The sequence below is a fragment of the Homoserinimonas sp. A447 genome, from assembly GCF_054489325.1.
On sequence record NZ_JBTMWW010000001.1, the window covers coordinates 1773855 to 1793211 of the forward strand.

Below are 19357 nucleotides of genomic sequence, written 5' to 3' on the forward strand. Positions count from 1 at the left end.
CCTCGGCCCAAGGCCCCGCACAGCGGACGCGAGCACCTCTTGAGAAGACAACGGAGTCACAAGATGAGCGACACTGCAACCACAGCGGACCAGGAAGTACCCGTACTCATAGTCGGAGGAAGCCTGGTCGGGCTGACCACCTCCCTGCTGCTCTCCAAGTACGGGGTGCCGAACCTGGTGGTGGAAAAACACCGCGGAACGGCAATCCACCCCCGAGCGGCGTCATTCCACCAGGGGACCATGGAAGTGTTCCGCCACGCCGGCGTGCAGGACGTCGTCGAAGAGGCGGCCGCGAAAGAGTTCGTGCAGAACGGCGCGATCGTCGCCGTCGAGAGCCTCTGCGGTAAAGAGCTGCAGTACTTCTACAAGTCCTGGAACGAGGGCGTCGAAGACCTCAGCGCCACGTCGCGGCTGTTCATCACCCAGGTCGGCCTGGAACCGGTGCTGCAGAAGGCCGCCGGCGATCACGGAGCGTCCCATGCCTTCGGCACCGAACTGGTCTCGCTGGAGCAGGAGGACAACGGCGTCACCGCGGTCGTCAAGGATCGGGATTCAGAGGCGACCAGCACCATCCGATCCCAATACCTGGTGGCGGCGGATGGCGCCCACAGCTCGATCAGGGAACAGCTGGGTATCGCGATGCAGGGGCACGGAAGCTCCGAGTGCATCACCATCTACTTCAAGGCCGACCTCACCGAGATGATCGGCGACCGCAACCTGAGCGTGATCTACGTACTCAACCCGAACCTGCTCGGTTTCTTCCGGTTCTCCTTTGACCGCGGTTCCGGGTTCCTCTCCGTATTCTCGGCGAACGACCCTACGACCGGCGAGAAGAAAGACCTCATCGCCGACCTGAGCGATGAGACCTGCGCCAGCTATGTGCGAACCGCCCTCGGCTGCGCAGACGACACACCGGTCGACATCGAGAGCGTGCAGCGCTGGGAGGCGTCGGCGACCTCAGCCGAGCGTTACAGCGACGGCCGCGTGTTCCTGGCCGGTGATGCAGCCCACACCATGCCACCGACCGGCGGCTGGGGCGGCAACACCGGGGTGGCGGATGCCCACAACCTGGCCTGGAAGTTGGCCATGGTGCTGAACGGCCACGCCGACCCCTCACTGCTCGACAGCTACGACGCCGAGCGTCGCCCGGCCGGCCTGATGACCATGGAGCAGGCCTACGCGATCTACGCGGGCCGCTATGCGGAGAGGGCAACCGACGACACCAAGCCGTTGGCCACCCCTCGCGCAGCCGAAGCGGTCGAGTTGGGAAGCGTGTACCGCTCATCGGCGGTCATCGACCCGAGCGGCGGCCCGGTCGACCCGGACCGCGAATCCGCAACAGTGCACCCGCGCGAACCGCTGACCGAGGTCGGTGCACGGGCCCCCCACCTGACCTTGCGGCAGGGTGGTGCCGACGTGCCGATTCACGACCTGTTCACCGATTCCTTCGTGCTGCTGGCAGCATCCGCCGGACAGGCGTGGTCGGATGCTGCGGCCGCCGTCCAGACGAAAAGCTCGGTGCCGCTGCGCTCCTACCGCGTCGGCGACGGCGCGGATCTCCTGGCTGAAGCGGACACCTTCGAACTGGCGTACGGCTTGTCCCCTTCGGGGGCAGTCATTGTGCGACCGGACGGAGTCGTGGCCTGGCGCTCACAGGGCGAGGGAACGAATCCCGAACAGCAGCTCGAGAAGGCGATGGCACAATTGCTAGGAGCTTCGTAGCCACTCAGATAATCCTCCGGTTGACCGCGTACGCGGCGGCGGCGGCGCGGGAACCGAGGTCGAGTGCACTGTAAATGTTTGCGATGTGACGGTGCACGGTGTGTTCGCTGAGGTGCAGCGCCGCGGCGATCTCGACATTGGACAGTCCGCGCGCGACCAGGCGGAGAACTTCGGTCTGGCGCCCGGTGAGCGGGCCGGCATTGTGTTGGCCGAGCAGGCGTCGTGCGCGATCAATGGCCTGGCCCGCCTGGAGCGGCAGAAGCACGTCAAGGGCGAGCGCGGCGTGCTCCCGGGAACCGGTTCGGTCACCCAGGGCAAGCATCACCTCGGCGAGTTCGAGTCGGCAATCGGCTTCGTCGAAGGGCAGTCTCGCGGCGTTGAGCCGCCGGACCGAGACCTGCCAGAGCACCACTGCCTGCTCTGGTTCGCTCAACCGAGCCTCAGCCGCCGCGGCCGCTCCGACGAGGAAATCGGTGCGAATCCGCTCTGCGATGGCTCGTAGTTCCCGGGCGGCATCCTGTGCCTCAGCGGTATGCCCGGCTGTCACTCCGATCTCGACGGCCGCGGCCAACGGGTCAACCCGCTCCAGTTGCTGCTCCGGGGGCACGGAACGGAGCAGCTCGCTGATGATCGACCAGGCGCTTGCCGCGTCTCCCTGGGCGAGCTTGACCTGGGCCAGGCCGGTCATGGCACGCGTGTCGAACCCGCCCTGTCTCAGGAGCGATTCGGCATCTGCGAGCCGGCCCTGGCGACGGCGGAGCTCCCCCAGTTGGACGACCGCATCCAGTCGTCCGACCCGACGGGAATGCTCAAGCAGGGCCAGCACGTCGACCAGCTTCTCCTCCGCCTCCGCGTATTCCCCCTGGGCGACGAGAACTGAGGCGTAGAGCGTGCGACACGCGGCGAACAGCGGTGCGAGTTCCTGTCGGGTACAGAGTTCATCGACCCGGGCGCACCACTGCGTGGCACGGTCCACATCATGAGTCTCCTGACAGGCGCTGATCAGCCAGCAGCAGATCTTGCCGATCCACATGATGTCATCGACATCACCGGAAGTCGCCGCAGTGGCGGCCGCATCCAGCAGCGGCATACCCGCGGACACGTCACCGAGCCTGACCAGGGAGAGCCCGGCAAGAGCCTGCCCGACCACGACCAGGTCGTCGTCGTCGGTGCCGCGGCCGACCCGTTGCGCCGACGTTGCCGCCGCGAGCGCCTCGGTGGCGTTGTGGTCTATCGCGAGTGCGACTTCGGCCTTCCTGACAGCAAGCCACCCTGCCTCAACCAGGTCTGAGCGTCCGTCGAGCAGGTCCGCCGCCCGGCTCAGCCATCCGCGCCCGACCGCGATGCCCATGCTGAAGAGCATGGAGTCGTAGCCGAGGGTGGCGGCGGTCCGCACCGCGTCACGATCCTTGCCGATCGCTCGAAAACCGCGGTATGCCGCCTCCCGAGCCTGGAGGGTCGTCTCTGAGTCGTCAAGCCACCAGCTTGCCTGAGCGAGACCGTCATGGGCGCTCGGATCGTCGGTCGCTACCGCGAGCGCTGAGTACGCGGCCGCAGCCTCTGGCCAGCGACCCGCTCTCAGGGCGGCCTTGGCGGCAGCCACGTCCTCGGGTGTTACGGACACCCCGCAATGGTGTCACCGGGGCCCGGCTGCCACAAGCTCAGACTCCTACTCCGGCAGCGAGGGCTTTCACGTCGTCAGTGGTGAGTGCATTGCCCGCGATTCCCCAATCGCCGCTCGCCACTTCGCGAACGACACACCAGGTGACCGGGCGCATGTTCTCGCCCTCGATTCCGACCATTGCATTGGTGAGGTTGGTGATGATCTCCCGCTTCTGCTCAGGGGTGAAGACATCCTTGATCACATTGACTTCGATGAACGGCATGAGCCGGTCCTTTCTGAATTGACGTTCCCGGATGGGGACGACTGCATCTAGTGTCCGCGGCGTTGCCCATTGCCTGCTTCGCCAGCACGGGCCATTTCAGCTGACGGCGGCGGATGGCCCGAACAGGCCACTCTGCCCGCAGCACAGACCCGTTCTGGGGCCCCCCAAGCGCTGACACGGCATCCGCCCTCCCCTAGGCTGTAACCCCGGTCTTGTCGGAAAGCAGGGGGAACGACGTTGAAAAAAATCTCACTCGCGGCGGTCGCCGTGCTCGCACTGACCGTCACCGGATGCGCGAGCGGCGCCAGCGAAGGCGGCAGCGACCAGTACCTTGAAGCGGTCTGCCCGTCCGAGCTCGCGCTCACCGAATACCAGGCAGCCCTCGACGCCCAGGACCTGGCGGCGGCCACCACGAAGGCCGGGCTCCTTGCCACAGCGCTGGAGACGACCATCGCCGACCTCTCCTCGAGCGCCACCTGGGCCGAGGGGATCGACCCCGCAGACGTGGCAACCCTCCACGATGCCTACGCCCAGGACCTGAAGAAACTGCAGGCCCTGGCCGCACCGGGCACCATCGGGGACAAGCCGTTCGTCTTCGCCTACCCGGGATCGGATGAGGCGACCTGGCGCATCCACAAGACGCTGGAACTGCCGAAGACGCTGGCGGATGCCTGCAGCGCCGCCGACGCATCCTGAGCGGTAGCCGCCCGCTAAACTGGATTCTCCCGCGGGAGTGGTGAAATTGGTATACACGCCAGATTTAGGTTCTGGTGCCGAAAGGCGTGAGGGTTCAAGTCCCTTCTCCCGTACTGAAGCCCAGGGTTAACCCCGAGGTGGTTCCGACCATCGTGCCGTTACCCTTGAACCACCCGCGTTCCACCAGCTCACCGACTGGAGTCCCCCCGCTTGTTGCCTTACGCACTCATTCCCTGGCTTGACCCTGAGCAGCTGATCAACGGGTTCGGCGCATTCGCCCTGATCGGGGTCTGCGCCATCGTGTTCTCCGAGACCGGCCTCCTCGTCGGTTTCCTGCTGCCGGGTGACACCCTCCTGGTCATCACCGGCCTGCTCACCTTCGCCGGCGTCATCGAAATCGACATCTGGTGGGTGTGCCTGGCCATCGGAGTGGCCGCTTTCCTGGGCGGTGAGGTCGGCTACCTGATCGGGCACAAGTTCGGCCCCAAGGTCTTCGAACGCAAGGAGAGCGGCCTGTTCAGCCGCAAGAACGTCGAACGCACGAACGCCTTCTTCGTGCGCTTCGGCGGACTCGCCGTCATCCTGGCCCGCTTCGTTCCCATCCTGCGCACCTTCGTTCCGGTCGCCGCCGGCGTCGGGCACATGAACTACAAGAAGTACTCGCTGTACAACCTCATCGGCGCGATGATCTGGGGCGCCGGGCTCACCTTCTTCGGTTACCTCCTCGGTTACATCCCGCCGGTCGCCGACTTCGTGCGCGAATACATCGACGTCATCCTTCTCGGTGCGGTCACCATCACGCTGATCCCGACCGTCTGGCACTACGTGCAGTCGACGATGAAGGCTCGGAAGGCGGTGCGCGACGGCGTGCAGCCCCTCACCGCGGAAGAGGTCGTGCTCGACCCCGCCCTCTTCGACCAGGACCGCCGCAACGACCCGAAGTAGCGAGACGATCCGAAGCGGTCAGGCCAGCGCCTTGAGCGCCTCGCCGGCTGCCCGCCGCACGTCTTTGTCGGGGTCGCGAAGCAGGGGTTCGAGCAGGGGACTGTCATCCGTCGTTCCCACCGCAGCGAGCGCATGCGCTGCAGAAGCCCGAACCCGCGCGTTCTCGTCCGTCAGGCGACGCTTCAGCAGCCCGGCATCACCGAGCTTTCGCACCGCACACACCTTCAGGCACATCTCGCGGACCCGCCACGCCTGATTCTGCACACTCTCCAGCACCGCGAATGCTGCGGAGTCGTCCCAGACGTGGAGCAGCGCCCGCGCACCCCACACTTCCGGCCAGTACAGCGCGGGTGCACCGTCCAGGATCCCTCGAGCATGCCGGCCACCAAGGTAGAGGAGGGTCTCCTCCCCCTCGTTGCGGCCCCGGAGCAGGCCGATCGCGTGCTTCACCAATGCGTCCTCCCCGAACCGTTCGACGGCGAGCGCGATGCGGGTGGCGAGGGGGGCTTCGAGGTTGATCTCATTGTCATTCATGGCACCCTCAACGCTAGTCGAGCGAAATCCAGATGGCCGCCGCAGCCTCGTGACCCACGTCGTGCGCGGACTCGTCGACCCGGACCGCGAGAGCACCACCGAACGGCTTTCGCCCGACGACCTCTACCGAAGAATCCAGGCGGATGCCCTCCGCCTCCAGGTAGCGCAACAGTCCGGGGTCACGGTCGCTGATCCGTACCACCCTGCCCCGCCGGCCGTCCGCGGCAATTGCCAGCTGCACGGCATCCGGTCGCACCACCACGCCATCCGCCGACGGAATCGGGTCCCCGTGCGGGTCGCGAACCGGGTGCCCGAGCTGGTCCGCGATCGCCTCGAGCAACCGGTCCGACAACGCGTGCTCCAGCACCTCCGCCTCGTCGTGCACCTCATCCCAGCTGTACCCGAACGAGTCGACCAGCCAGGTCTCGATCAGCCGGTGCCTTCGCAGCATCCGGAGGGCGAGCATCCGGCCGCTCTCGGTCAGGGTGACAGCCCCATACGGCACGTGCGTGACCAGGCCGGATGCCGCCAGCTTCTTCACCATCTCCGTCACCGACGAGGCGGCCAGCCCCAGCCTCGCGGCCAACTCCGACGGGGTGATCGGGTCATCCTGCCACTCGGTGTGCGAGTAGATGGTCTTGACGTAGTCCTCGATCACGATATTCATGTCGCCAGGGCCTTCCGCTCGCGCACCAACGTCGTCACCACTCCGCCCCGCGCTCCGAACAGGTAGGCGAGCATGAACGCCGCGGCCTGCGCGATGACCACCGCACCACCGGTGGAAACATCCAGGTAGTAGCTTCCGTACACGCCGAGCACCGAGGCGATCGCCGTCACCGCGATGGCCAGCCAGAGCATCCGGTCGAACCGTTTGGTCAGCAGGTAGGCCGTCGCGCCGGGGGTGATCAGCATCGCGACGACGAGCACGATGCCCACCGCCTGCAGGGCGACCACCACGGTCAGTGCCAGCAGGCCGAGCATCACGACTGACAACCAGCGGGTGCTGATGCCGATCGCGTTGGCGTGCGCCGAGTCGAATGCGAACAGCGTGAAGTCGCGCCGCTTCACCAGCAGCACGGCGATCACGACGGCGCCGATCACGACCACCTGCCAGATGTCGCTGTCGCTCACCCCGAGCACGTTGCCGAAGAGGATGTGCATCAGGTCGGTCTGGCTGGGTGTGGCCGAGATGATCACCAGGCCGAGCGCGAACAGGCTGGTGAAGACCACGCCGATCGCAGCATCCGACTTGATCTTCGTGGTGGCCCGCACCCCGCCGATCAGGGCGACCGCGCCGGCACCGAAAATGAAGGCGCCGACCGCGAACGGCCAGCCCAGGATGTAGCTGATCGCGACCCCGGGCAGCACCGCATGCGAGACTGCGTCGCCCATCAGCGACCAGCCGATCTGCACCAGCCAGCAGGACAGCAGCGCGCAGGTCACCGCGGCGACGACCGTGACCAGCAGAGCGCGGGTCATGAACTCGAATTGCAGCGGTTCCAGAATCCAGTCGATCATGTCGTCGGCTCCCATCCGAACGCCATCGCCAGCCGCTCCGCGTTCAACGCCTCCTCCGGCGGTCCGTGGAAGAGCACCCGGTTCTTCAGGAGGACCACCTCATCGCAGAGCTCAGGCACTCCCGCCAGGTCGTGGGTGGAGATCAGGATGCCACGGCCCTCGTCGGCGAGGGCTCGCAAGAGCTGGATGATGGTGTGTTCTGATCCCTTGTCGACGCCGGCGAACGGCTCATCCAGCAGCATCAGGGACGCCTCCTGCGCGATGCCGCGGGCGACGAACACCCGCTTGCGCTGTCCGCCGCTCAACTCGCCGATCTGCCGGTCGGCGAACTCGCTGAGGCCGACGCGTTCGATCGCCTTGGCGACCGCGTCGCGGTCACCGGCACGCGGCCGCCTGGTCACGCCGAGCCGGCCATAGCGGCCGGTCATGACGACGTCGGAAACGGAGATCGGGAAGTCCCAGTCCACCGCCTCGGACTGGGGAACGTACGACACCAGGTTGTTGCGGCGCGCCTTGGCGGGGTCTCCCCCGAACAACCGGACCGTGCCACCGGCCACCTTCACCGTGCCCATGATCGACGCGAACAGCGTGGACTTGCCAGAGCCGTTCATTCCGATGACGCCGATGATGCGCCCAGGCAGCAGCTCAAGAGACACGTCGCTGAGCGCCTGCACGGTGCCGTAGCGAACGGCGAGGCCGGTGACAGAAATGATCGGCCCGGTCATTGGGACAGCCCCTCTGCGATCAGCTCCACATCGAAGCGCAGCAGGTCCAGGTAGCTGGGCACCGGCCCGCCCGGCTCGCTGAGCGAGTCGACATAGAGCTTGCCGCCAAACTCAGCGCCAGACTCCCTGGCCACCTGGAGTTGGGACTCGTCACTCACCGTTGTCTCGCAGAAGACCGCCGGGACATCCGCTTCCCGCACCAGCTCGATCGCCGCCTTGATCTGCTGCGGCGTGCCCTGTGTGTCGCTGTTGACCGGCCACAGGTAGCCCTCGGTGAGGCCGATGTCCCGAGCCAGGTAGCTGAACGCGCCCTCGCAGGTCACCAGCACCCGCTGCCGCGTCGGCATGGCATCCACCGCTGCTTTCAGCTCATCGGCGAGGGACTGCAACTGGGCCTTGTAAGCATCCGCGTTGGCGGTGAAGGTCGCCGCGTGCTCTGGCACCAGTTCGCTCAGCGCCTCGGCGATGTTGTCGACGTAGCGCTGTCCGGCCAGTGGCGACATCCAGGCGTGCGGGTTCGGGCGACCGGCATAGTCGCCCACCTCGATGTCGATCGGCTCGATGCCATCGGTGAGCACGGCGTGCGGAACGTCCAGCCGTTCGACGAATGACTCGAACCAGCGTTCCAGCCCGAAACCGTTGTCGAGAATGAGGTCTGCGGATGCCGCGCGCTTCAGGTCGGAGGGCGTCGGCTCGTAGCCGTGGATCTCTGCCCCCACCTTGGTGATGGACTGGACGTCGACGATATCTCCCCCGACGACGGATGCCATGTCAGCGATCACCGTGAAGGTCGTCAGCACGACCGGTTTGCCGGTGTCCTGCGCTGCCGGCGTGGCCACCGGTGCACACGCCGTAAGCACCCCCGTCAGCACTACGACGGTGAACAGGTTTCGGCTGACACCGGACCAAAGTTTCGGCATACCGAAACTTTAGCGCTATCGGGAGAGCAACCGCTCGCGTACCACCGGCAGCAGCGCCGCGAATGCACGCGAACGATGGCTGATCGCGTTCTTCTCGTCGGCCGTCAACTCCGCAGAAGCCACCTCGAGCCCGGCCGGCTGGAAGATCGGGTCGTAACCGAAGCCTCCGGACCCCGCCGGTTCGAGCAGCACGGTCCCCGGCCAGACGCCGAGTTCGACATGCTCGAAGTCGCCATCGACGAACGCGGCGGCGCACATGAAGTCGGCGTCACGGTTGGTGCTCTCACCCAGGTTCTTGAGGAGCAGCCGGTAGTTGTCTGCGTCGTCCCGCGTGCCCGCGTAACGGGCGGAGTGCACGCCCGGTGCGCCGCCCAGCACGTAGACGCTGATCCCGGAGTCGTCGGCGATCGCCGGCAACCCGGTGTGAGCGGATGCTGCGCGGGCCTTGATCAGCGCGTTCGCCTCGAAAGTCTCGCCATCCTCGACCGGCTCAGGTCCGTCGTAGCCCACCAGGTCCAACCCGGCGAGCTGCTCCCCCAGGATCCTGCGCAGTTCAACGACCTTGTGCGCATTGTGCGTCGCGAGAACCACCTTCACACCGGTCACGATTGCAGGGACGCCTTCTGGAACTCGGTGAGCACGGTGGTGCCTGCCAACGCCAGGTCGAGCAGCGCATCCAGTTCGGTGCGGTCGAACGGCGCACCCTCGGCTGTGCCCTGCACCTCGATGAACAGCCCGCGGCCGGTCGTCACCACGTTCATGTCCGTTTCGGCGCGGACGTCCTCGGTGTATGCCAGATCGAGCATGGGCGTGCCGGCGATGATCCCGACCGATACTGCGGCGACACTGTCGATCAAGGGGGTGGCCCTCTGGGCGATGAACTTGTTCGCGCGGCCCCAGTCGAGGGCATCCGCCAAAGCGACATACGCACCCGTGATGGCGGCCGTGCGGGTGCCGCCATCCGCCTGCAGAACGTCGCAGTCGATGACGATGGTGTTCTCCCCGAGTGCCTTCATGTCGACGACGGCGCGCAGCGAACGGCCGATCAGGCGGGAGATCTCGTGGGTGCGGCCACCGATCTTGCCCTTCACGGACTCACGGCCCATCCGCTCGTTGGTGGAACGCGGCAGCATCGCGTACTCGGCCGTGACCCAGCCCTTGCCCTTGCCAGCCATCCAGCGCGGTACGCCGTTGGTGAAGGATGCCGTGCAGAGCACCTTGGTGCGGCCGAACGAGATCAGCGCCGAGCCTTCCGCCTGGTCGCTCCAGCCTCGTTCGATCGTGATGTCCCGCAGGGCGTCGTTGGTGCGGCCGTCGGCGCGGAGTTCTGTCATGGGTGGCGTCTGCTCTCAGGTTGGTGTTCTAGTTCGTGACGGGAAGGTGGATGGCGCCGGTCTGCACCAGGTCGACGGTAGAAACCTCGGGGCCGAGGAACCGCCTCGCCAGGGAGGTGAACTCGCTCTTGCTCTCCCCGGTGGCCTCGAAAGTGTAGGTCGGGGGCTCCGGGGCTGTGCGCTGGAGCCCGTGCTTGACCAGCTTGCGGTAGACGTCGTAGGCGGTCTCCTCCGCACTGGAGACCAGGGTCACGTCACGCCCCATCACGTACTGGATGGCGGCTGACATGAGTGGATAGTGCGTGCAGCCGAGAACCAGGGTGTCCACCTCGGCATCGACGAGCGGCTTCAGGTACTCGCGGGCGACCGCGAACAGCTCGTCGCCCGAGGTGACGCCGGCTTCGACGAACTCCACGAAACGGGGGCAGGCCTGGGTGAAGATCTGCAGGTCGGGAGCTGCGGCGAAAGCATCCTCGTACGCCTTCGACTTGATGGTGCTGTGGGTGCCGATGACACCGACGCGCTGGTTGCGGGTCTGGCGCACGGCGGCGCGCACGGCCGGCTGGATGACCTCGACCACCGGGATGCCGTGGGCCTCGGTGAACCGCTCGCGGGCGTCACGGAGCATGGCAGCGGATGCCGTGTTGCAGGCGATGACCAGCAGCTTGACACCCTGCGCGACCAGGTCGTCCATCAGCTCAAGCGCGTAGCCACGCACTTCGGCGATCGGCTTCGGCCCGTACGGGGAATGGGCGGTGTCGCCGACGTACAGGATCGACTCGCCGGGAAGCTGGTCGATGATCGCCCGGGCGACGGTCAGCCCGCCGACCCCGGAATCGAAAATGCCGATCGGCGCGTCAGTCACGCGCTCCAGTTTAGTGTTCGCCCGTGAGTAGGCTTGCCGAGTGACCAGCGCGAACAGTGTTTCCTCACTTTTGACCGACCGGTATGAGCTCACCATGGTGGATGCCGCCATCCGCGCCGGCACCCATGAACGCCAGTGCGTCTTCGAGGCGTTCGCGCGGCGCCTGCCGGGCGGACGCCGCTACGGGATCGTTGCCGGCACCGGCCGACTTCTGGACCTCATTGACCGGTTCCGGTTCACGGATGCCGAAATCGGCTGGCTGCGCGACAACGGCGTGCTGCACGACAAGGCCGCGGACTGGCTGGCCGACTACCGCTTCACCGGCGACATCTGGGGTTACCAGGAGGGCGACGTCTACTTTCCCGGTTCGCCATTGCTCATCGTCGAGGGCACCTTCGCCGAAGCCGTGGTGCTCGAGACCCTGGCACTCAGCGTGTTCAACTACGATTCCTCGGTCGCCAGCGCGGCCGCCCGCATGGTGAGCGCCGCGAACGGGCGCCCCCTCGCCGAGATGGGTTCTCGCCGCACCGGCGAGCACAGCGCGGTAGCCGCCGCCCGGGCTGCGTACATCGCCGGCTTCAGCGCCACCAGCAACCTGGAGGCCGGCCGCACCTGGGGTGTTCCGACGATGGGCACGGCCGCCCACTCGTTCACCCTCCTCCACGACAGCGAAGAGGATGCCTTCCGCGCCCAGGTCGCAGCCCTCGGCGCCGGGACCACGCTGCTGATCGACACCTACGACGTCACCACCGCGGTCGACCTGGCCGTCAAGGTCGCCGGGACGGGGCTCGGCGCCGTCCGGATCGACAGCGGCGACCTCCCCGGTCAGGTCGCAGCGGTTCGCAAGCAGCTCGACGGCCTGGGAGCCACCGGAACGAAGATCACCGTGACCAACGACCTCGACGAGTTCACCATCGCTGCCCTGCGTGCGGCGCCGGTCGACTCTTACGGCGTCGGGACATCCGTCGTCACCGGGTCCGGATCCCCCGCCGCCGGGATGGTCTACAAGCTGGTGGCCCGCCAGGGTTCGGACGGCGAATGGGTGGCCGTCGCCAAGAAGTCGGCGAACAAGATCTCCGTCGGCGGCCGCAAGTTTCCCGTGCGCACTCTCGAGGGCGGTGTAGCAGTCGAGGAGACCATCCACGTCGGCAAACGCGACGATCATGGCGGGCGCCCGCTGCTGGTGCCGCTGGTGACCGGTGGGGTGGCGGATGATCGCTACCGCGGGCCGGCCGGAACGGTGCTCGCCCGCGAGCACCGGGCATCTGCCATCGCCGAGCTCCCCCCGGAGGCCTTCCGGCTGGGCCGCGGTGAGCCGGTCATCCCCACCGTCTACGCGTAGCCCGCGCGCGTCGCTCGCGGCTCGAGCCTGCCCAGATCTTCAGCAGCACGCACCGATCCGTGGCTCGCTTGCGCATATCCTTGCGCGGCTCATCGGTCAGACCGCGCCACCTGTTCCGGCCTCACGCATTCGTTCGCACCACGGAAGCGTGCGCGCCAAGCATCTCTCAGGGAGAAGCTCGCCCGGGCTACTTTTTCAGGCCCTCGTAGATCTCTTTGCAGGTGGGGCAGACGGGGAACTTCTGCGGGTCGCGGCCGGGAGTCCACACCTTGCCGCACAGCGCGATGACCGGCTTGCCGCTCAGCGCCGACTTGAGGATCTTCTCCTTCTGCACGTAGTGCGAGTAGCGCTCGTGGTCGCCATCGTCCACCTGCTCCTGCTTGAGGAGCTCCTCGAGCTCGCGGTCGATGGTGGTGGTGCCGCCTCCGGGTTCGGTGTCACTCATGGCATCCAGTCTAGGCACGGCTGCACCGAGAAGGTATCGGTTGCCAACTGGCACAGGCGCGCCAGCACGTGCACGAGCTGGTGCATCAGAAATGCGCGAGACGCCGCGGTCAGTTGCGCAGGTTGAAGGCGAGCAGTTCGGGGGCGCGCTTGGCGAACGTCCGCGCCCCGATACTCACCCCGAGGGTGTAGCTGCCGACGCCGATGGCGAGCCCCGCAATGAGCGCCAGCCGGTTCCAGTCCTCACCGACGCCCAGCCCGAGGCCGGCGAGCACCAGCACGGGCGAGGTGACCAGGATGGTGCCGAAGAATGAGAGCGCCTGCCCGGGCGACGACGCAGTCGACTGCGGTTGCGCGAACGGGCTGTCCCCTGGGCGCACCGTGGGGTACGGATGCCGGGCAGACACGACACTGGAGATTCCCAGCCCGGCCAGCAGCAGGCAGACGCTGACTCCGAAAACGGCTGGCAGGACATCCGGAACCCCGTAGAGCCGCGCGGTGATCGGCGCTCCGATGGCGATGAGCGGGATGCCCAACAGCAGCGGGGGGACGGTTCGGCCGATACGGTCGGCCCAGCCTGAGGTCTCGGTCGCCAGGTGCAGCCAGAGGGCCGTGTTGTCGGTGGAGATGTCGTTGTGGATCATCCAGCCCAGGAAGAGACACATCACCGGAAGGGGAATCAGGGCGAGGTTCTGCCACCAGACCCCCGCGATAAGCAACGGGACGATCAGCAGGATCGGGACGACGGGGACGACCAGCAGGGCAAGCCGGTACCGGCCGTCGCGCATCCAGTAGCTGAGGCTGCGGGCGGCGATCGCGCCGAGCGGATTGCCCGGCATCACGGCGAACCAGCCGAGCCCGGTCGCGCGAATCACCGTCTCCGGCCGGTGGGGGGTGACCAGCATCCGTGCGACCAGGAGTTGCCAGAGAATCCACAGCACCAGGAGAACGACCACCCCGTACAGGAGCAGCAGCCAGGCTCCCTCCGAGTCGCCGCCGGCAGCCAGTGCCGGAGCCGCCCACGGCGCGCCGAGGGGTGTCTCGCTGAGCGTCTGCGCGACATCCGCCAGCCTCGACCGCGCGTCGCGAGTCGACCAGTCGGTCGACGCGATGGCGATCAGGCCGGGGCTGACCACCAGCAGCATGCCGGTCACGATCAGCCCGACGATCTCGCGGGCCCGCCTGCCGTGCAGCCAGAACGCGGCGATCGACCGGGTGAGCCTGGCACCGAGCACCCCGGTAGCGACGATGACGATGGCAGCGACGACGGCGACGACCACGGCATCCGGATGCTCCAGCCAGGCACGGACCTGCGAACCAGCCAGAACTGCCAGCAGCAGCGCCGGGACGCTGAGAAGCGCAGAAACGGCCAGTCCGGTGGCGATCTGCCGCGGCTGCAACCCGCTGGTCGCGCAGGCGCGCGGGTCTGCCGGGTCGTCAGACCCGAAGAACAGTGGGATGAAGAGGAACAGGAAGATGGTCAGTGAGCCGCAGACGACGATCACGCTTGCCGCGAAGTCGGTGTCGGCCATGCGCAAGTCGTCAACAGCGCCCAGAGCGGTCATGGTGCCGGCGATGGCGTAGCCGAGCAGCACGGCGAGTCCGAGCAGGTGCACCGGCGGACGACGCAGCGAGTTCGCGAGTTGCGCGAGCCTCAGTCGGAGAAAGACCGCAACCACTCCAGGTCCTCCCCCGCATTGTTCGTCTTGACCAGGTCGACGAACCGCTCCTCCAGCGACTGGTCACCACGAACATCCGCCACCGTGCCGGTCGCCAGGATGCGTCCGTCGACGATCACCGCGACCGCATCGCAGATGCGCTCGATCAGGTCCATGCTGTGGCTGGACAGAATGACCGTTCCGCCCGCAGCGACGTAGCGGTTCAGGATGTCGATGATGCGCTCAGCGGAAACCGTATCGACTGACTCGAACGGCTCATCGAGCACCAGCAGGCGCGGGGCGTGGATCATCGCCGCAGCGAGCGCCACCTTCTTCGTCATGCCCGCCGAGTAGTCGGTGACCAGGCGGTGCTGCGCCTCGTCCAGGCCGATGGTGGAGACCAGGTCGGCGGTGCGCGCCTTCACCGTCTTCGTGTCCATCCCGTGAAGCAGGCCGGCATAGTGCAGCAGCTGGCGGCCGGTCAGGCGGTCGAACAGGATGAGGCGGTCGGGCAGAATGCCCATCTCCCGTTTCGCTCGCGAGGCATCCGCCCACACGTCGGCGCCGGCCAGCTTGATCTCGCCGGCATCCGGGCGCAGCAGCCCGGTGACCATCGACAGCGTCGTGGTCTTGCCCGCACCGTTCGGGCCGACGATGCCGAAGATCGTTCCGGGACGCACGTCGAGGTCGATGCGGTCGACGGCGACAGTGTCGCCGAACGACTTCACCAGGCCGCTCACCTGCAACACCAACTCGCCGGTGGGGCGCTTCGCCGGCCTCGTGACCGGGGCGCGCTCCTCGATGACGGGCTCAGTGGCATCCGCCTGCAGTTCATCGACCTCGTCGGTGACGGCATCATCCGTGGCCGACGACAGCTGATCGATGAGGGTGTCGAAGCGGGCCAGCGCATCCTCCAGCGAATACCGGGTCTCGGATGCGATCGGTTCGGTGGCCACACAGCAACCGTACCAACGCGGCCGGGCATCGGGAGCCACGCTGACGGGCTCATCACAAATTGACTACAAGCACCTGTGAATCCTGTGAGAACGGTGAATCCGCCGGTAACGTACTTAGAGCACAACGAGGTGTCTAGTCAACAGTCGCGCCCCCAACAATCGGTGAACCCCACGGATTGCCGAGTGCGGCAGGTCACAGACATTGAGGAGAAACTCGTGAGCACGCAGATCGTCATCCTGGCAGCCGGAATGGGCAGCCGTCTCGGTCGTTCGCTGCCCAAGCCCCTGACTGAACTCAGCGACGGCCGCACCATCATGCAGCAGCAGTTCGACAACATCCGTTACGCGTTCGGAAACAACGCGAAGGTGACGATCGTCGTCGGCTACAAGCTCGAGCACATCATCGAGGCGTTCCCCGAGGCAAACTTCGTCTACAACGAGCAGTACGACCAGACGAACACGTCCAAGTCCCTGATGCGCGCGCTGCGGGCATCCGCCCCCGGTGGCGTGCTGTGGATGAACGGTGACGTCGTCTTCGACCCCGAGACCCTGGAGCGTGCCGCCAAGCTGGTCGCCCGCGACCAGTCGTTCATCTCCGTCAACACCTCACGGGTGGCGGATGAAGAGGTCAAGTACACGACGGATGCTGAGGGCTACATCCGCGAACTGTCCAAGACCGTCAAGGGCGGGCTGGGCGAGGCCGTAGGAATCAACTACGTTTCACGCGACGACAAGGCCGTGCTGCTCCGCCAGCTGGGCCGGGTCGGCGGTCAGGACTACTTCGAGCGCGGCATCGAGCTGGCGATCGAGCAGAACGGCCTGCGCTTCGAGCCGGTCGACATCTCCGACCTGTACGCGGTCGAGGTGGACTTCCAGGAAGACCTGGAGCGCGCGAACCTCTTCGTGTAACCCGCATTCCTCATGCGGGTCGAGTAGCGCCTGAGCGCAGCGAAGACGCGTATCGAGACCTCGGTTTCGATACGGTCGCTAAGCGACTTACTCAACCCGCATGCGCGAGACCATACGATAGTGGTCGTGTCCGCACTCGCCCCAACCCGACCAGCGTGGTCGCCGTTCGAACGGTATCGCCATTCCCTCTGGCTGCTGACCGTTCGCGACCTCCGGGTGCGGTATTCGACATCCGCCCTTGGCTATGTCTGGTCGATCCTCGACCCGCTGGTCATGGCCGGGATCTACTGGTTCGTGTTCACGCAGGTGTTCGAACGCCCGGTGGGCGAAGAGCCGTACATCGTGTTCCTGCTCACCGCGTTGCTGCCGTGGATGTGGTTCAACGGCGCCGTCTCCGACAGTACGCGTGCCTTCCTGCGCGAGGCGAAGCTGGTACGCTCCACCAAGATCCCACGCACGATCTGGGTGAATCGCCTGGTGCTGTCGAAGGGCATCGAGTTCATCGCCAGCATCCCGGTGCTCGTCGTGTTCGCGGTCTTCTCCCCCGGGGCCCAGCTGCACTGGCAGGTCGTGTTCTTCCCGCTCGCGCTGCTGTTGCAGGCGATGCTGGTGACCGGCATCGGCCTGATCGTCGCACCGCTGGTGGTCTTCTTCCGCGACCTGGAGCGCGCCACCAAGCTGGCGTTGCGGTTCCTCTTCTATGCCTCGCCGATCATCTACGGCGTCGTCGACCTTCCGGAGGACCTGCGCTTCTGGGCGTCCTTCAACCCGCTGGCCGGCATCTTCAGCCTGTACCGCGCGGCGTTCTTCCCCGACCAGCTCGACTGGCTGACCGTCGGCATCGGGGGGGCGATGTGCGTGCTGTTCCTGGTGTTGGGCCTCATGATCTTCAAACGCACCGAGCGTGCCGTGCTGAAGGAGATCTGATGTCCACCACGGTCAGCGAGCACGTCGAAGGGGCGCCGGTCATCACGGTGGCGGATGCCGGCATCCGCTTCAAGAGGAATCGTCGCGCCCGCCGCTCGTTCAAGGACCTGTTCGCCGGCAGCAGGCGGCGCAGCCGGCCCGGCGAGTTCTGGGCGCTGCGCGATGTGGACTTCACGGTGGCCGCCGGCGAGGCTATCGGCGTGGTCGGGCGCAACGGCCAGGGCAAGTCGACGTTGCTGAAGCTGGTCGCCGAGGTGATCCTGCCCGACGAGGGTTCGGTGAGCGTGCACGGCGGTGTTGCGCCGCTGATCGAGATCACCGGCGGTTTCGTCGATGACCTCACCGTGCGCGACAACGTGTTCCTCACTGCCGGGCTGCACGGCATGAAGCGGCACGAGATCGAGGCCCGCTTCGACGAGATCATCGACTTCGCCGAGATCGGCGACTTCCTGGACACCCCGTACAAGCACCTGTCGAGCGGGATGAAGGTGCGCATCGCGTTCGCCGTGATCTCCCGGCTGGAGGAGCCGATCATCCTCGTCGACGAGGTGCTGGCGGTCGGCGACAAGGCCTTCCGCGAGAAGTGCTACCGCCGCATCGAGGAACTGCTCACCGGTGGTCGCACCCTGTTCTTCGTGTCCCACAACGAGAAAGACCTGAAGCGGTTCTGCACCCGCGGCCTGTACCTGGACAAGGGGGCGCTCGTGCTGGATTCCTCGATCGGCGAGGTGCTCGACCGCTACAACGCCGATTACGGCGAGCCCGCGTAACTTCAGTTCGTCGAGGCTCACAAGCGAGTCGTCTGACGATGACGGTGTTTGTCGACGATGCGCCTGTTCTAAACACCGTCATCGACGACAAACCTCGTCATCGTTACGATCAAAAGTCGGCTGCGACGCACTCCCACAGTTCGTCTTCTCCGGACTGCTCCCATTCAGCCCAGGCAGCGGAGTAGGAGTCGGTAAGCGATTGGGGATTCATGGTGTCACCACGGTAGTCGCTGAAGCGTGCCCTCGCTTGTCTTCGATGAACCCGGCATAACCTCTCATCGATGAAAGGCCGGTCATCGTTGGCAAGTGGGGGCAACCGACAACCCATCAGCGCGGCGACTTATGATGGTGAACCCAGCGAGAGGATGCCATGCAGGTCGTTGACCCGAACCAGATCAACCCTGAGCACGTCGCCGAGCATCCGATGGCGGTGCGCGGCTTCGACCGGCTGCTCACCACACAGCGGCCGGCCGTGCTTGCGCATGTACGCAACGTTCGCCGGCGGCATCCGGATGCCTCGCCCGAGCAGATCATCCGTATCCTGGAGCGCCACTTCCTCACCGCGGTGACGGCCGGCGGTGCCGGAGTTGGGGCATCCGCCGTCATCCCTGGAGTCGGAACCGGCATCGGGCTCGCGCTCACCGGGGTCGAGACCGCAGTATTCCTGGAGGCGAGCGCCCTGTTCGCGCAGTCGGTGACCGAGATCCACGGCATCGCCGTCACCGACCCCGACCGCGCACGCACGATCGTCATGGCCATGATGCTCGGAACGTCTGGCGCCGACCTGGTGCGCAACCTGGCTGCACAGGCCACGGGTCAGGCCGTGCCGCGCACGCGTTTCTGGGGCGACGTGATCGGCCGGAACGTGCCGCAAGCGTTCATGGGGCCGATCGCCGACCGGGTCAAGCGCGCGTTCCTCGCCCGGTTCGCACGGACCACCACCACCAACGCGATCGGACGTCTGCTTCCGTTCGGCATCGGCGCCGTCATCGGCGGAGTGGGCAGCAACATCCTGGGGCGCAAGATCGTGCAGAGCTCGCGGCAGGCGTTCGGCCCTGCACCGGCCGGGTTCCCGGCAAACCTTGAGCCGCGGGTGAGGGTACTGCGGGAACCCGGCGCGAAGCGACGGATGCGTGTGGTGCCGTTGCGGAAGCAGTTGCCGCCTGGGACGAACGGGTAGTCCGAAGCGCGGTTTCGATACGCCCG

The 19357-nt window shown here is 66.4% G+C and carries 21 protein-coding genes and 1 tRNA gene; 9 read left to right on the forward strand and 13 right to left on the reverse strand.

Annotation, left to right across the window (positions count from 1 at the left end):
- Positions 1–63 precede the first annotated feature (63 nt).
- Positions 64–1722, forward strand: a complete 1659-nt coding sequence (locus tag ACX3O0_RS08630; protein ID WP_459107444.1) for an FAD-dependent monooxygenase — start codon at positions 64–66, stop codon at positions 1720–1722.
- A 4-nt stretch (positions 1723–1726) separates the two neighbouring features.
- On the opposite strand, the gene ACX3O0_RS08635 is transcribed toward ACX3O0_RS08630, so the two are convergent.
- Positions 1727–3346 carry a helix-turn-helix transcriptional regulator gene (locus tag ACX3O0_RS08635; protein WP_459107445.1) on the reverse strand — a complete coding sequence of 540 codons (1620 nt, stop codon included), beginning with the start codon at positions 3344–3346 and terminating at the stop codon, positions 1727–1729.
- A gap of 37 nt (positions 3347–3383) precedes the next feature.
- Positions 3384–3608, reverse strand: a complete 225-nt coding sequence (locus tag ACX3O0_RS08640) for a tautomerase family protein (RefSeq protein WP_459107446.1) — start codon at positions 3606–3608, stop codon at positions 3384–3386.
- 237 nt (positions 3609–3845) lie between these two features.
- Between ACX3O0_RS08640 and ACX3O0_RS08645 the strand changes: the two genes are divergently transcribed.
- The 3 genes from ACX3O0_RS08645 (at position 3846) to ACX3O0_RS08655 (ending at position 5249) form a co-directional block, all read left to right on the forward strand.
- Positions 3846–4304, forward strand: a complete 459-nt coding sequence (locus ACX3O0_RS08645; protein ID WP_459107447.1) for a hypothetical protein — start codon at positions 3846–3848, stop codon at positions 4302–4304.
- 31 nt (positions 4305–4335) lie between these two features.
- A tRNA-Leu gene (locus ACX3O0_RS08650) sits at positions 4336–4417 on the forward strand.
- Between the two features lie 97 nt (positions 4418–4514).
- The gene (locus tag ACX3O0_RS08655) at positions 4515–5249 is read left to right on the forward strand and encodes a DedA family protein (protein WP_459107448.1); all 735 of its coding nucleotides are present in this window, start codon (positions 4515–4517) and stop codon (positions 5247–5249) included.
- An 18-nt stretch (positions 5250–5267) separates the two neighbouring features.
- Here the strand turns inward: ACX3O0_RS08655 and ACX3O0_RS08660 are convergent, their stop codons facing one another.
- Genes ACX3O0_RS08660 through murI form a run of 8 tightly spaced genes read right to left on the reverse strand, consistent with a single transcriptional unit; the run spans position 5268 to position 11145 of the window.
- A complete protein-coding gene (locus ACX3O0_RS08660) occupies positions 5268–5783 on the reverse strand; it encodes a HEAT repeat domain-containing protein (RefSeq protein ID WP_459107449.1) in 516 nt (171 codons plus the stop codon).
- Between the two features lie 13 nt (positions 5784–5796).
- Positions 5797–6450 carry a metal-dependent transcriptional regulator gene (locus ACX3O0_RS08665; protein WP_459093277.1) on the reverse strand — a complete coding sequence of 218 codons (654 nt, stop codon included), beginning with the start codon at positions 6448–6450 and terminating at the stop codon, positions 5797–5799.
- Positions 6447–7316 carry a metal ABC transporter permease gene (locus ACX3O0_RS08670; protein WP_459107450.1) on the reverse strand — a complete coding sequence of 290 codons (870 nt, stop codon included), beginning with the start codon at positions 7314–7316 and terminating at the stop codon, positions 6447–6449. Before ACX3O0_RS08670 ends, ACX3O0_RS08665 begins: the two co-directional genes overlap by 4 nt.
- The gene (locus ACX3O0_RS08675) at positions 7298–8026 is read right to left on the reverse strand and encodes a metal ABC transporter ATP-binding protein (protein WP_459107451.1); all 729 of its coding nucleotides are present in this window, start codon (positions 8024–8026) and stop codon (positions 7298–7300) included. Before ACX3O0_RS08675 ends, ACX3O0_RS08670 begins: the two co-directional genes overlap by 19 nt.
- Complete coding sequence (locus ACX3O0_RS08680) at positions 8023–8946, reverse strand: metal ABC transporter substrate-binding protein (protein ID WP_459107452.1); 924 nt, start codon at positions 8944–8946, stop codon at positions 8023–8025. The genes ACX3O0_RS08675 and ACX3O0_RS08680 overlap by 4 nt, the downstream gene beginning before the upstream one ends.
- Before the next feature lie 15 nt (positions 8947–8961).
- Positions 8962–9552 (reverse strand): RdgB/HAM1 family non-canonical purine NTP pyrophosphatase, encoded by a 591-nt coding sequence (rdgB, locus tag ACX3O0_RS08685; protein WP_459107453.1) that lies wholly within the window; start codon positions 9550–9552, stop codon positions 8962–8964.
- Positions 9549–10280: a ribonuclease PH gene (gene rph / locus ACX3O0_RS08690; protein ID WP_459107454.1), complete on the reverse strand. Its 732-nt coding sequence runs from the start codon at positions 10278–10280 to the stop codon at positions 9549–9551. The genes rdgB and rph overlap by 4 nt, the downstream gene beginning before the upstream one ends.
- Positions 10281–10308: 28 nt before the next feature.
- Positions 10309–11145, reverse strand: coding sequence for a glutamate racemase (gene murI, locus ACX3O0_RS08695; RefSeq protein ID WP_459107455.1), 837 nt, complete (start codon positions 11143–11145; stop codon positions 10309–10311).
- A gap of 94 nt (positions 11146–11239) precedes the next feature.
- Here murI and ACX3O0_RS08700 point away from each other — a divergent pair, with 94 nt between their 5' ends.
- Entirely contained in the window at positions 11240–12487 is a 1248-nt protein-coding gene (locus tag ACX3O0_RS08700) for a nicotinate phosphoribosyltransferase (RefSeq protein WP_459093335.1), read from the forward strand.
- Positions 12488–12674: 187 nt separating this feature from the next.
- On the opposite strand, the gene ACX3O0_RS08705 is transcribed toward ACX3O0_RS08700, so the two are convergent.
- From ACX3O0_RS08705 to ACX3O0_RS08715, 3 genes are all read right to left on the reverse strand, one after another.
- A complete protein-coding gene (locus tag ACX3O0_RS08705) occupies positions 12675–12932 on the reverse strand; it encodes a DUF3039 domain-containing protein (RefSeq protein ID WP_459093284.1) in 258 nt (85 codons plus the stop codon).
- Positions 12933–13041: 109 nt separating this feature from the next.
- Complete coding sequence (locus ACX3O0_RS08710) at positions 13042–14610, reverse strand: ABC transporter permease (RefSeq protein ID WP_459107456.1); 1569 nt, start codon at positions 14608–14610, stop codon at positions 13042–13044.
- Complete coding sequence (locus tag ACX3O0_RS08715) at positions 14586–15545, reverse strand: ABC transporter ATP-binding protein (protein WP_459107457.1); 960 nt, start codon at positions 15543–15545, stop codon at positions 14586–14588. Before ACX3O0_RS08715 ends, ACX3O0_RS08710 begins: the two co-directional genes overlap by 25 nt.
- Positions 15546–15761: 216 nt before the next feature.
- Here ACX3O0_RS08715 and ACX3O0_RS08720 point away from each other — a divergent pair, with 216 nt between their 5' ends.
- The 4 genes from ACX3O0_RS08720 (at position 15762) to ACX3O0_RS08735 (ending at position 19331) form a co-directional block, all read left to right on the forward strand.
- On the forward strand, positions 15762–16454 hold the full coding sequence (locus ACX3O0_RS08720; protein ID WP_459107458.1) for a phosphocholine cytidylyltransferase family protein: 693 nt from the start codon (positions 15762–15764) through the stop codon (positions 16452–16454).
- A gap of 126 nt (positions 16455–16580) precedes the next feature.
- The gene (locus ACX3O0_RS08725; RefSeq protein WP_459107459.1) at positions 16581–17381 is read left to right on the forward strand and encodes an ABC transporter permease; all 801 of its coding nucleotides are present in this window, start codon (positions 16581–16583) and stop codon (positions 17379–17381) included.
- Positions 17381–18151, forward strand: coding sequence for an ABC transporter ATP-binding protein (locus ACX3O0_RS08730; protein ID WP_459093289.1), 771 nt, complete (start codon positions 17381–17383; stop codon positions 18149–18151). The genes ACX3O0_RS08725 and ACX3O0_RS08730 overlap by 1 nt, the downstream gene beginning before the upstream one ends.
- A 370-nt stretch (positions 18152–18521) precedes the next feature.
- Positions 18522–19331, forward strand: coding sequence for a hypothetical protein (locus tag ACX3O0_RS08735; protein WP_459107460.1), 810 nt, complete (start codon positions 18522–18524; stop codon positions 19329–19331).
- Positions 19332–19357: the final 26 nt, after the last annotated feature.